General features: G+C 73.4%; 11 protein-coding genes. 10 read left to right on the top strand and 1 reads right to left on the bottom strand.

Features of this window, described 5'->3' with window-relative positions:
• The first annotated feature begins 89 nt into the window (after positions 1-89).
• The 5 genes from IGA62_RS13265 to IGA62_RS13285 all read left to right on the top strand — a co-directional run bounded on the left by IGA62_RS13265 (position 90) and on the right by IGA62_RS13285 (position 4,404).
• Positions 90-857, top strand: coding sequence for an SGNH/GDSL hydrolase family protein (locus tag IGA62_RS13265; RefSeq protein ID WP_145821235.1), 768 nt, complete (start codon positions 90-92; stop codon positions 855-857).
• Positions 858-861: 4 nt separating this feature from the next.
• A complete protein-coding gene (locus IGA62_RS13270) occupies positions 862-1,311 on the top strand; it encodes an imidazolonepropionase-like domain-containing protein (RefSeq protein WP_145821233.1) in 450 nt (149 codons plus the stop codon).
• A gap of 69 nt (positions 1,312-1,380) precedes the next feature.
• Positions 1,381-2,283, top strand: coding sequence for a sulfurtransferase (locus tag IGA62_RS13275; protein ID WP_145821231.1), 903 nt, complete (start codon positions 1,381-1,383; stop codon positions 2,281-2,283).
• 97 nt (positions 2,284-2,380) lie between these two features.
• Positions 2,381-3,007, top strand: coding sequence for a TetR/AcrR family transcriptional regulator (locus IGA62_RS13280; protein WP_186500090.1), 627 nt, complete (start codon positions 2,381-2,383; stop codon positions 3,005-3,007).
• Positions 3,008-3,066: 59 nt separating this feature from the next.
• Positions 3,067-4,404: an acetyl-CoA carboxylase biotin carboxylase subunit gene (locus IGA62_RS13285; protein ID WP_145821229.1), complete on the top strand. Its 1,338-nt coding sequence runs from the start codon at positions 3,067-3,069 to the stop codon at positions 4,402-4,404.
• Between the two features lie 26 nt (positions 4,405-4,430).
• Here IGA62_RS13285 and IGA62_RS13290 read toward each other — a convergent pair whose 3' ends face one another.
• Positions 4,431-5,351 carry a hypothetical protein gene (locus IGA62_RS13290; protein WP_145821227.1) on the bottom strand — a complete coding sequence of 307 codons (921 nt, stop codon included), beginning with the start codon at positions 5,349-5,351 and terminating at the stop codon, positions 4,431-4,433.
• Positions 5,352-5,764: 413 nt separating this feature from the next.
• On the opposite strand from IGA62_RS13290, the gene IGA62_RS13295 reads away from it, so the two are divergent.
• The 5 genes from IGA62_RS13295 to IGA62_RS13315 all read left to right on the top strand — a co-directional run bounded on the left by IGA62_RS13295 (position 5,765) and on the right by IGA62_RS13315 (position 12,869).
• A complete protein-coding gene (locus IGA62_RS13295) occupies positions 5,765-5,920 on the top strand; it encodes a hypothetical protein (protein ID WP_190289283.1) in 156 nt (51 codons plus the stop codon).
• Positions 5,921-6,102: 182 nt separating this feature from the next.
• Entirely contained in the window at positions 6,103-7,017 is a 915-nt protein-coding gene (locus tag IGA62_RS13300) for a hydroxymethylglutaryl-CoA lyase (protein WP_145821225.1), read from the top strand.
• Between the two features lie 161 nt (positions 7,018-7,178).
• Complete coding sequence (locus IGA62_RS13305; protein ID WP_145821223.1) at positions 7,179-8,711, top strand: acyl-CoA carboxylase subunit beta; 1,533 nt, start codon at positions 7,179-7,181, stop codon at positions 8,709-8,711.
• Positions 8,712-8,787: 76 nt separating this feature from the next.
• Entirely contained in the window at positions 8,788-9,942 is a 1,155-nt protein-coding gene (locus IGA62_RS13310) for an acyl-CoA dehydrogenase family protein (protein WP_145821220.1), read from the top strand.
• Between the two features lie 344 nt (positions 9,943-10,286).
• Positions 10,287-12,869 carry an ATP-binding protein gene (locus tag IGA62_RS13315; protein WP_145821217.1) on the top strand — a complete coding sequence of 861 codons (2,583 nt, stop codon included), beginning with the start codon at positions 10,287-10,289 and terminating at the stop codon, positions 12,867-12,869.
• The last annotated feature ends 204 nt before the right edge of the window (positions 12,870-13,073 follow it).

Below are 13,073 nucleotides of genomic sequence, written 5' to 3' on the forward strand. Positions count from 1 at the left end.
ACACGTCGGACCCGGTGCGCGTCGTCGCGGCGGTGCCCGGTGGGAGACTGGTGCCCGCTGGGTCACCGGAACTCGACGGGAGGGGCGGCGTGCGCTGGCGCAGCTTCGTGGCGGTGGGGGACAGCTTCACCGAGGGCATGGACGACGTGTACCCGGACGGCACCTACCGGGGCTGGGCGGATCTGGTGGCCACCCGGCTCGCCGCCGAGGCCGGCCCCGACTTCCGGTACGCGAATCTCGCCGTCCGGGGCAGGCTCTTCCCGCAGGTGGTGACCGACCAGGTGCCCGCCGCGCTGGCGATGCGCCCGGATCTGATCAGCTTCGCGGCCGGCGGCAACGACGTGCTGCGTCGCGGGTTCGACCCGGAGGCGCTGGTCAGCCGCTTCGACGACACGGTCCGGCGGCTGCGGGCCGACGGCGCGGACGTGCTGGTGTTCCGGTTCGCCGACGTGATGGCCCGGTTGCCCGGCCAGCGCATGGTGGCGCCCCGCGTGCAGCTGCTCAACCGGGCGGTCGGCGAGACCGCCGAGCGGCACGGTGCGATCCTGGTCGACCTGTACGCGGACGACGTCTACCTCAACCCGATGCTGTGGAGCACCGACCGGTTGCACCTGTCCGCGGTCGGGCACCGGCGGGTGGCCGGGCAGGTGCTGACCGCGCTCGGGGTGGGCTGCGACGAGGAGTGGCTGCTCGTGCCCCCGCACCCGGAGCCGACGCCGTGGCTGGCGGCCCGCGCGGCCGACCTGCGGTGGGCCGGGCGGCACCTGGCCCCCTGGATCAAACGGCGGCTGACCGGCCGGTCCTCCGGTGACCTCGTCACCCCGAAACGGCCGCAGCTCGGCCCGGTCTCGGACTGACGCCGTGGCGACCACCGTCCACGCGGCCACCCTGCTGCGACAGAGACACGACGGCGAACCGGTGCCCGGGTGGGGCGTCGTGGTGAGCGGGGACCGGATCGCCGCCGTCGGGCCGGTCGACGACCTGCTCGGGGCGTACCCGGGAGCCCGGGTACGCCGGTGGGCCGGCACGCTCGGCCCGGGGCGGGTGCACGACGGCCCGCTGCCGCCGGCCCCGACCCCACGGGAGCGGGTGCACGCGTTGTTCCGGCTCGGTGCGACCGCCGTGCTGGCGGCCCACCTCGACGAGCCCGGCCTGCGGGCCGTGGTCGAGCGGAGCGACGTGGCCGTGCTCGCCGCTCCCGGACCGGTGCCGCTGGCTCCCGGCGGGCGGGCCGACCTGGCCGTCCTGGCCGACGACGGACGCTGCGTCGCCACCGTGGTGGCCGGGCGGCTGGTGCACCGTCGCGCCTGAACCGGGTACGCCGTCCGTGCGGATCCGGTTCCCGCGCCGGGCGCGTCGATCGGGCGTACCTTGGGGCTCATGGCTGTGCCGAGCGACCCGAACCCCCGTCTCCAGTCGTACGCCGACCCGCAACGTCTCGTCACCACCGAGTGGCTCGCCGAGCACCTCGGCACCGAGGGCCTGGTGGTGGTGGAGTCCGACGAGGACGTGCTGCTCTACGACACCGGCCACATTCCCGGAGCGGTCAAGATCGACTGGCACCTGGAGCTGAACGACCAGGTCACCCGGGACTACCTCGACGCGAAGAGCTTCGCCGAGCTGTGCGCCGCCAAGGGCATCGGCCGGGACGACACCGTGGTCTTCTACGGGGACAACTTCAACTGGTGGGCCGCGTACGCCCTCTGGGTGTTCTCCCTCTTCGGCCACCGGGACCTGCGTCTGCTCGACGGCGGACGCCAGAAGTGGACCGCCGAGGGGCGGGAGACGACCCGGGAGAAGGTGACCCGGCCGCGCGCCGAGTACCCGGTGCCCACCCGCGACGACGCGCCGGTCCGGGCGTTCCGCGAGCAGGTGATGGCGCACGTGGCGGCCGGCCGGCCGCTGGTCGACGTCCGGTCCCCCGGCGAGTACACCGGCGAGATGCTGCACATGCCGGACTACCCGCAGGAGGGCGCGCTGCGCGGTGGGCACGTTCCCGGGGCGGTGAACAAGCCGTGGAAGTCGGCGGCGAACGAGGACGGGACGTTCCGCTCGGCGGCGGAGCTGCGCGCGATCTACGCCGACCAGCTGGGGCTGAGCCCGGACGACGACGTGATCGCGTACTGCCGGATCGGCGAGCGGTCCAGCCACACCTGGTTCGTGCTGCGGCACCTGCTCGGCTATCCGCAGGTGCGCAACTACGACGGCTCGTGGACCGAGTGGGGCAACCTGGTCCGGGCTCCCGTCGTCCGGGGCGACCAGCCCGGCGGCCTCAATCCGTGACCGTGCCCGCCCGCCCCGGACGCGCCGCCGGGTGGGCTGGGCCCGCGCCGGTAAACCGGCCGGGGCGGGGCGGTTGACATCGGATTACGCTTGCCGGGTGACGGTGGAGCAACAGGCGGCACGGGGCGGGGCCAACGGTACGACGGGCACGGGCCGGCGACGGTCCCGCCGGGACGAGATCCTCGACATCGCGGTCGGCCTCTTCGCCGCCCGGGGGTACCACGGCGTCTCGATGGACGACATCGGCGCGGCGGCCGGAGTGACCGGCCCGGCCCTCTACCACCACTTCGCCGGCAAGGAGGCGATGCTGGCGGCGGCGTTGATCCCGGTCAGCGAGGGGCTGCTCGCCGGTGGCCGGGAACGCGCCGCCGGGCACCCCGACGACCCGCGCGGCGCGTTGGAGTCGCTGATCGACTTCCACGTCGACTTCGCGTTGGCGCACCCGGCGGTGATCGCCCTGCATCTGCACGAGCTGGACCGGCTCCCCGACGAGCCCCGCCGGACGATCCGCCGGTTGCAGCGCCTCTACGTCGAGGAGTGGGTGACCATGCTGACCGCCCTGCACCCCGGGCTGCCGGACGGCGAGGCGCGGGTGCTCGCCCACGCGGCGTTCGGTCTGATGAACTCGACGCCCTTCCTCGGCGGCGAGGTGGACCGGCAGCGCCGGGCCGAGCTGCTGCGCGGCGCGACACTCGCCGCCCTGCTCGCACCGACCGACTCGTAGGAGACGGTCGGCGCATGGTTTCCTGACATCGTCCACCACCCCAGGACGTTGGAGGAAACATGATCGAGTCGCTGCTGGTCGCCAACCGCGGCGAGATCGCCCGTCGGATCATCCGTACCGCGAACCGGCTCGGGATCCGGACGGTGGCGGTCCACTCGGAGGCGGACGCGGGACTCCCGTTCGTCGCCGAGGCGGACGAGGCGGTATGCGTGGGGCCGGCGAACCCGGCCCAGAGCTACCGTAACGCCGAGGCGATCATCGCCGCCGCGAAGTCCACCGGCGCCCAGGCGATCCACCCCGGTTACGGCTTCCTGTCGGAGAACGCGGACTTCGCCCGTACCGTCGAGGAGAACGGGCTGATCTGGGTCGGACCCGGCGCGGACGCGATCACCGCGATGGGTGACAAGATCAACGCCCGGAACCTGATGGCGGCGGCCGGGGTTCCGGTCGCGCCCGGCACCACCGACCCGGCGGCCGACCTCGACGCGGCGGTGGTCGCGGCGGCGGAGATCGGCTACCCGGTGATGGTCAAGGCCGCGGCCGGTGGCGGCGGCATGGGCATGGGCGTGGCGACCGACGAGGCCGCGCTGCGCACCGAGTACGACAAGGTGCGGAGCTTCGCCGAGCGGATGTTCGGCGACGGCTCGGTGCTCATCGAGCGGTACTTCCCCCGGGTACGCCACGTCGAGGTGCAGATCCTCGGCCTGGCCGACGGCCGGGTGGTGGCGCTCGGCGAGCGGGAGTGCTCGGTGCAGCGGCGCAACCAGAAGCTGGTCGAGGAGTCCCCCTCCCCGGCGGTCTCGCCCGAGCTGCGCGAGCGCTTCCTCGCTGCGGCCGTCCGGGCCGGTGAGGCGGTCGGCTACCGCAACGCGGGCACGGTCGAGTGCCTGCTCGACCCCGCGACGAACGAGTTCTTCTTCCTGGAGATGAACACCCGGCTCCAGGTCGAGCACCCGGTGACCGAGCTGGTCTACGGGGTCGACCTGGTCGAGGAGCAGATCCGGGTCGCCGCCGGTCTCGCGCCGACCTTCGACCCGGACGCGCTCGCCCCGCGCGGGCACGCCATCGAGTTGCGGATCAACGCCGAGGACCCGAAGCGCTTCCTGCCCGGTCCGGGCGTGATCGCCACCTGGACCGAGCCGGCCGGCGAGGGCGTCCGGGTCGACTCCGGCTACGTCGCCGGCAACACGGTCACCCCGTTCTACGACTCCCTGATGGCGAAGCTGATCGTCTTCGGCGCGGACCGGGCCGAGGCGATCGAGCGGGCACGCACCGCGGTGGCGGGCTTCGAGGTCGTCGGCCCGAAGTGCAACCTGCCCTTCTTCGCCGAGCTGCTGGAGCACGCCGAGTTCGTCTCCGGCGACTACGACACCGGCATCGTCGGCCGCATGCGCTGACCGTCCGACGTCGACCGCGGGGCCGGTCAGGGCGACGGCTGCCAGGGCGGAGCCGGTGCGGGGAACCGCTCCGGCCCGCCCGGCGTACGCCCTGGCCGGCCCACCGCCGGATCCGCGTCGGGCCGGTGCCAGACCCCCTCGATCCACCAGGTCGCCTCGTCGGAGACCGTTCCCGGCCGGGCCAGCGCCGCGGTGTCCGGCCGCTCCGGTGCCACGGCGTCCGGCCGGGGCATGTGCCGTCGGCCGGTCCGGGCCGCCGGGCCGGACTCGGCGCTCCCGGTCGGGAAGTGCCCGTCGTTGCGGCTCCCGCGTTGCTGCTCGGCGGAGCGGCCGTCCGGCGGCTGCCCGCGCCCGGGTCCCCGGCGGTCGAGGGCCGTCCGAAGTCGGCCGTTCTCGGCCTCGCGCGCCGCCAGCCGCTCCTGGACGATCGCGAGCTGCCGTCGGAGCCGGGCGTTCTCGTGGCGCAGCCGGGCCAGCACCCGTTGGTCCAGGATGCCGGAACCCGGCGTGGTCGCCCCGTCCCCGGACGGGTGGGGGCCGTCGCCCGTCGGTGGTCGCTCGCCCCGGGCGGCCTCGTAGAGCTCCGCGAACCGGTGCAGGGCGGCTGCCCGTTCCGGTTGCGGAAGCGTGTGCTCCACCACCAGGACCACGGTCCGCCACGGCGGTCCCTTCGACTCGGTGGTGAAGTGTCGGGAGAGGTCCCGCCGCCACCTGCCCGGATCGCGGTACGGATGGTCGCGGCAGATCCGCTCCGCCAGCCTGCGCCAGGTGTCGACCGGCCCGATCCCCGGGCAGCTCTCGACGACGTCCCGTACGGCCAGCGCGTACTCCGCGACGGTGGCGGAGCCGTACGTGGCCAGGTAGTCCGCCGCGAGTTCCCCCCGTGGGACGAGCCGTCGTCGGGGCCACCCCCGGAACCGCGACGCCGCATCGTTGTCGATGGTCAAGTCGGTCCTCTCCCCACGATCGGTCCCCTTCCCAGGACTCGTGGCCCGGACCCGTATTTCTACCCTCTCCGATCGACGGTCGGGGGCGTTGTGCTGCGTAACCGGTCAGTTTCTGGCCGGGCGACTGTCCGGGTAGGACGGCCGGCGGAACGCGGCGGTCCGCTACCGGACCGGGTGCCCGTCGTGTCCGGGCCGGGGCGCGTTCCGCTGGCCGGGCGCGGCGGGTGGGGACCCGGCCAGAACCCCGGACGGATCTTCCGGGCCGCTCGTTGTCCCGGTCGCGCACCGCAGGAATGCGTGCGGACCCCAGTCGCCGTGACGGCGGCTGTCGATCCCGCCGTGGCGGCGGAACCGGTCCCGGGAGGAAGCTGATGGATGGCAGTGGCAGGCGTCGGTCGGACGACGGTCGGCGCGTGGTCGGGATGCTGCGCCGGGCGTCGCTCTGCGTCGACGGCGCGGGGGTGGTGGCCGTGCTCATGGGCCGGCAGGACGTGGCCACCTGCGCCGGTGTCCTCTCGGTCGTGCTCAGGACCGTCGCGGAGTGGCGGGAGGGAGCCGCCCGTCGTTGACGTGTTCGGAACCACCCGTGATCGGGCCGTGCCCCGCTGGCATCCGACCCTGCCGCTCTGCTTCTCTGGGAGAGGACACCGACGTCCGGCCACCGGACGTCGGCAGCACCGGTGCAGCAGAGCAGCGGTCGGCGGGAACAGGTCCACCGACCCATGTCACAGTGAGGTGACCGTTGAGCCAGATGCCAGACTCCGTGTCGATCCGCGAGGTCGGGCCGCGCGACGGCCTCCAGAACGAGGAGCCGATCCCGACCGACGCCAAGGTGCGACTGCTCGACGCCCTCTCCGGCACCGGCGTACGGCGCATCGAGGCGGTGTCGTTCGTGCGCCCGAGGGCGATTCCGCAGATGGCCGACGCCGACGAGGTGTGGCGACGGATCACGAGGGCACCGCAGGTGCGCTACTCCGCCCTGGTCCCGAACACCCGGGGAGCGCAGCGTGCCCTCGCCGCCGGGTTCACCGAGATCGAGGTGGTGGTCTCGGCGAGCGACACGCACAACCGGCGCAACGTCAACCGCGCCACCGACGAGTCGCTGGACGACATCGCCGAGCTGATCGACCTGCTGCACGGTGCGGGCGCGCAGGCCGAGGTGATCGTCGCGACCAGCTTCGGCTGCCCGTACGAGGGGGACATCGACCCGAGCCGGGTCGCCGGCATCGTCGACCGGGTGGTCCGCGACGGTGCGGACCGGGTGGGCTTCGGTGACACCACCGGCATGGCGACCCCCCGCCGGGTCCGCGAGTTGCTGACCGAGGTACGCGACCGCAACGCGCACATTCCGGTGCTGCTGCACTTCCACAACACCCGGGGCACCGCGCTGGCGAACATGCTGACCGCGCTGGAACTCGGGGTCACCGAGTTCGACACCAGCATCGGCGGTCTGGGCGGGTGTCCGTACGCGCCGGGGGCGAGCGGCAACCTGGCGACCGAGGAGGCCGTGCACATGCTCCACGACATGGGCGTCGACACCGGCATCGACCTGGACGCCCTGCTGGAGGTGGCGGAGCTGGCCGAGCGACTCGTCGGTCGGCAGCTTCCGTCCGGGGTCCTCCGCGCCGGCCCCCGCAGCCGCCTCACTCCGCTCCCCACCCCCTGATCCCGTTTCCCACCCCCGTCCGCTCCTCCGTCTCGGGTCGCCCCGCCCGGGACGAGAGGGCCGGGCGGGGGTGTGGTCGCCGGAGGGGCGGGTGTGCGGTAACCTAACGATCGTTCAGGTGGGTGGGGCCCGTAGGCCCGCAGACGCGCGAGGTGGTCGGCGTGACGCTCGACGGTGAGGCACTGGAGCAGCTCCGGAAGCGGGCCCGCGCCGGCGGCGCGGACAAGTACCACGCGGCCAACGCGGCCAAGGGCAAGCTGTTCGCCCGGGAGCGGGTCGCGCTCCTGGTGGACGAGGGGTCCTTCGTCGAGGACGGCCTCTACGCCAACGCGATGGCCGACGGCCTGCCGGCGGACGGTGTGGTCACCGGCACCGCCACGATCGACGGGCGGCAGGTCTGCCTGATGGCGAACGACTCCACGGTCAAGGCCGGGAGTTGGGGCGCGCGTACCGTCGAGAAGATCATCCGGATCATCGAGCGGGCGTACGACACCAGTGTCCCCATGGTCTACCTGGTCGACTCGGCCGGTGCCCGGATCACCGACCAGGTCGACCTCTTCCCCGGCCGACGGGGCGCCGGCAAGATCTTCTGGAACCAGGTCCGCGCCTCCGGGGCGATCCCGCAGGTCTGCGCGCTGTTCGGGCCGAGCGCCGCCGGTGGGGCGTACATCCCGGCGTTCTGCGACGTGGTCGCGATGGTCGAGGGCAACGCCAGCATGTACCTCGGCTCCGACCGGATGGTCGAGATGGTCACCGGGGAGAAGACCACGCTGGAGGCGATGGGCGGGGCAAAGGTGCACTGCGCCGAGTCCGGTGTCGGCCACTTCCTCTGCAAGTCCGAGGCCGAGGCGTTCGACGTGGTCAAGCGCTACCTGTCGTACCTGCCGGCGAACTGGACGCAGGCTCCGCCGGCCGCGCCCGCCGTCGAGGCACCGGCCAAGGCCGACCTGGCCGCGCTGGTGCCGGCGAGCGAGCGGCAGGCGTTCGACATGCGCCGGTACGTCAAGGGTCTGCTCGACGACGGTTCCTTCTTCGAGATCCAGGCGCTCTGGGCCAAGGAGCTGACCATCGGCTTCGGCCGGCTGAACGGCGAGGTCGTCGGGGTGGTCGGCAACAACTCGATGTTCAAGGGCGGCGTGCTCTTCGTCGACTCGGCCGACAAGGCGACCCGTTTCGTGCAGCTCTGCGACGCGTTCAACGTGCCGCTGCTCTTCCTCTCCGACGTGCCCGGGTTCATGGTCGGCAGCGCGGTGGAGAAGCAGGGCATCATCCGGCACGGCGCGAAGATGATCACCGCGATCTCCGAGGCGACCGTACCGAAGATCTGTGTGGTGGTCCGCAAGGCGTACGGCGCGGGCCTCTACGCGATGGCCGGCCCCGGGTTCGAGCCGGACGCGACGATCGCCCTGCCCACCGCGAAGATCGCGGTGATGGGCGCGGAGGCAGCGGTCAACGCGGTCTACGCCAACAAGATCGCCGCCATCGAGGACGAGGCCGAGCGGGCCGCCTTCGTCGCCGCGAAGCGCGAGGAGTACGAGCGGGACATCGACGTCGTCCGGCTCGCCAGCGAACTGGTCGTCGACGCGATCGTCGAGCCGCACGAACTGCGGGCCGAGCTGATCCGCCGGTTCACCGCCGCGCGGAGCAAGGACCGCCACTTCTCCCGTCGCCGGCACGGCGTCACCCCGGTCTGAGCCACGACGTCGGTACGACCTCGCTGCACCCGGCGTCACGAGCGTCCGGCGGCAGCCCGTCCACCAGGAGGAACCCATGGACTTCCGGCTCACCGAGGAGCAAGAGGCGCTGCGGGAAAGCGTCCGGGACTTCGCCCGGGACGTGGTCGCGCCGGTCATCGCCGAGCACTACGAGCGGCACACCTTCCCGTACGAGGTGATCCGCCAGATGGGCAAGATGGGGCTGTTCGGGCTCCCCTTCCCCGAGGAGCACGGCGGCATGGGCGGTGACTACTTCGCGCTCTGCCTCGCCCTGGAGGAGTTGGCCCGGGTCGACTCCAGTGTGGCGATCACCCTGGAGGCGGCGGTCTCGCTCGGCGCGATGCCGATCCACCGGTTCGGCACCGAGGAGCAGAAGCGCAGGTGGTTGCCGAAGCTGCTCAGCGGCGAGGCGCTGGCCGGCTTCGGGCTGACCGAGCCGGGCACCGGTTCGGACGCCGGGGGCACCCAGACCCGGGCGGTCCTGGACGAGAGCACCAACGAGTGGGTGATCAACGGCTCGAAGGCGTTCATCACCAACTCGGGCACCGACATCACCGCGCTGGTCACCGTCACCGCCGTGACGGGCAGCCGGCCGGACGGCGCCAAGGAGCTGTCGACGATCATCGTCCCGTCGGGCACGCCCGGGTTCACCGTCGCGCCCGGGTACTCCAAGGTCGGTTGGAACGCCTCGGACACCCACGAGTTGACCTTCGACGACTGCCGGGTGCCGGCGGAGAACCTGCTCGGCGAGCGGGGCCGGGGCTTCGCCCAGTTCCTGCGGATCCTCGACGAGGGGCGGATCGCCATCGCCGCGCTCGCCGTCGGTCTCGCCCAGGGCTGCGTCGACGAGTCGATCAAGTACGCGAAGGAGCGCCAGGCGTTCGGCCAGCCGATCGGCAACTACCAGGCGATCCAGTTCAAGATCGCCGACATGGAGATGAAGGCGCACACCGCCCGGCTGGCGTACTACGACGCGGCGGCGCGGATGCTCGCCGGCGAGCCGTTCAAGCGGCACGCGGCGATCGCCAAGCTGCACGCCAGCACCGTGGCGGTGGACAACGCCCGGGAGGCGACCCAGATCCACGGCGGCTACGGCTTCATGAACGAGTACCCGGTCGCCCGGTTCTGGCGGGACAGCAAGATCCTGGAGATCGGTGAGGGCACCAGCGAGGTCCAGCGCATGATCATCGCCCGCGACCTGGGCATGTGACGACGACCCCCCGGCGCTCGCTGACCGTCCGCTCGAAAGGTGCGCGGCCCGGACCGGGTCCGTGTTCCGCCGACGCCGATCGGGGCCGGCGGTCGTCACGGGGCGACGGGCCGACCGGGCACCGTCCATGTCGGACGGCGGGCCGGTAGGCTGCCTCGGTCCGCCTGGTCGTCGATCACCTTGCGGGAAGATTCTGTGCGGTCGTGGCTCATTGATCAACGAGTGGTCGGATGGGCACCTCCGCCGACCGGGGCGGTGCCTACTGTCGGATATCCCGCAGCGCACCGTCGGCAGTGCGACGTTCGGCTGCGGAACGTCGCACCCTGTCCGTACGCTTCCTGCCCATGACTCCCGATCATGGTCGTTCGCGGAGTTCGGCCGGTGGTGCCATCCTGCCGGCACTGCTGCGCGGGCACCGGCTCGCCGCCGGCCTCACCCAGGCCGAGTTGGCGACCCGGGCCGGGATCGGCGTACGGACCGTCCGTGACCTGGAGCGGGGCCGTTCGTCGCGACCACAACGGACCACCGTCGGTCTGCTCGCCGACGCCCTGGGGCTGAGCGGCCCGGACCGCGCCGCCTTCCGGGAAGCCGCCCGTGGCCGGTTGGCGACCGACCTGCCCGAGGAGGCGGCTCCGCCGGCCGCCGCACTCCTGCCGGCCGGGGTCGCTCCGGCCGTGGTCGCCGCGACGGCCACCGTGCCGGTCGCCCGGTCCGGATCCGAGGAGACCGATCCGCTCTGCGGACTCTCCGTGGACCTGCCACCCCCGGTCGACCTGATCGGTCGGGACCACGACCTCAGCGAGTTGACCCGGCTGCTGCGGCGCGACCGGAGCACGCCCGTGGTGAGTCTGGTCGGACTGGCCGGGGTCGGGAAGTCCGCGCTCGCCCTGGCGGTCACCCGACAGGTGGCCGACCGGTACCCCGGCGGTATCGCCGGCGTACTGGTGGGTGAGGGGTCCGACGCCGTCTGCGTGCTCTCCGCGGCGGCGACGGTCTTCGGCGTCACCGGTCCGGCCGAACTCGTCGCCCGGCTCACCGGCGTACCGGCCCTGCTCCTCGTCGACGCGGTGGAGCGGGCGCCGGAGGCGGTGGCCGAGGCCCTGGACCGGCTGACCCGGGTCCTGCCCGAGCTGCGGGTGCTCACCACCGGCCGGCACCCGGTCGGCCTGCCCGGTGAGCGGGTCTGGCCGGTACCCCCGCTCGACGTGCCACCGGAGGACAAGACCGGGCCGGCCCCACAGGCCCTCGCCGGATACCCGGCGGTGCGGCTCTTCACCACCCGCCTGGCGCAGGTACGCCGGGAACCGCCCGCTCCCGAGGAACTGCCCGCTCTCGCCGCGCTGGTCCGTCGACTGGGCGGGCTGCCGCTGGCCATCGAGCTGATGGCGGCCCGGGGCCGGATCCTCGACCTCAACGAGCTGCTCGACCGGTACGGCGACCGGGTCCTCGACCTGGCTCCACCGCCGCACCCCGGAGAGGCGGTCGCGGTGACCCTGCGGGAGGCGGTCGCCACCAGTTACCGCCTGCTGGCGTCGGACGAGCGCGCGGCGTTGCGCCGCCTGGCCGCCTTCCGCAACCGGTGGTCCGTCGGCATGGCCGAGGAGATGCTCGCCGGGGACGGGACGGAGGCGGCCGTCGACCCGGTGCCGTTGCTCGACCGGTTCCTGGAGCTGGGGCTGCTGAGCGTCCGGGGCACCGGGTCGTTCCGGTTCCGGCTGCTCGACGCGGTGCGGGACTTCGCCACCGAGCAGCTGGTGGCGGCCGGTGAGGAGACCCGTGTCCGACGCCGGCACGCGCAGATCGTCCTGCGGCTGGTGGTCCGCACCGAGCCGGAGCTGACCGGCCCGAGGATGATCGGGGCCCTGCACCGGCTCGACGAGCTGACCAGTGACATCGTGGCCGCCCTCACCCACGCCTCCGGCGACGACCCGCACACCGCCCTGCGCCTGGCGGCGGGCCTGTCCCGCTGGCTCCGGCTGCGCGGGCGGGACGGCGCCGGGCGGCAGTGGCTGCGCCGGCTGCTGGCCGATCCGCGTACCGCCGACGCCGATCCGGCGGTACGCGCCTCGGCAGCGCTCGGGCTGGCCCGGCTCACCGCGGTGTACGGCGTCGACCCGGTGGACGTCCCGGCGGCCCGGGACGCGCTCGCGGTCTTCCGCCGCCTCGGGGACGTGGCGGGGGAACTCGACGCGCGGGGCGTCCTCTGCACGCTCCTGATCTGGGCCGGCGCACACGACGAGGCTCGCGGGCAGGCGGAGGCCACGCTGGCGATGGCCCGGCGGCACGACCGGCCGCGCGACATGGCGGTGGCCCAGCGCGGTCTGGCCTGGCACGACGTCCGGGCCGGCGACCTCACCGCGGCACGGCGGCGGCTGGCGGCCGTCGACCGGCTGGCGGGTCAGTGCGGGGAGCAGCGGATCCGGGTGCTCGCCCGGGCCGACCTGGCCGAGGTGACCCGCCTGGAGGGCCGGTACGCCGACGCGGTCGAGCACGGGCGACGTGCTCTCGCGGCACTCGTCGAACTCGGCGAGCCGGGGCACCGCCGCCGGACGCTGGGCACGGTCGGACTTGCGCTCGCGCAGGACGGCCGGTTCGCCGAGGCGGGTGAGGTGCTGACGGAACTCCGGGCGACCGTACCGGCGCAGTGGGGTGCCGACCGTGTCGAGGACGGCGTGTCCGCGCTGCTGGAGGCGACCATCGCGCTGCACCGGGGGGACCGGGAAATGGCCGCGGAGTGGTTCGCGGCGGCGTCGGAGGCGGTCGGTCCGGGCCAGCGCAGCGCGGTGGAGGCGCTGGTCGGACTGGCCGCGAGCACCGGGGACGTCACGCTGCTCGACCGGTTGGACAAGGTCTGCCAGGAGAACGGGATCCGGCTGCTGCCCCAGGAGGAGGCGCTGCTCTACGCCCTGACCGCGGCCCGCTCCTGAGCAGAGCCGCCCAAGACCGGGCGGATGTCGGGCGGGCGGACCGGCGGAACACCGGCAGCCGGTGGTCTTTTCGGCCGGCAGCCGGTGTTTGTTCGACCGGCAGCCGGGACGGTCGTGCTCCGGGAAGGCGCGAGCGAAGAAGCCCCCTTTGTGGTGCTACCCCTCGCTCATCGCTCGCGCCGTCACCCCCCGGTATCCCCGCTG

Source organism: Micromonospora sagamiensis, from assembly GCF_014680085.1.
Taxonomy (GTDB): domain Bacteria; phylum Actinomycetota; class Actinomycetes; order Mycobacteriales; family Micromonosporaceae; genus Micromonospora; species Micromonospora inyonensis.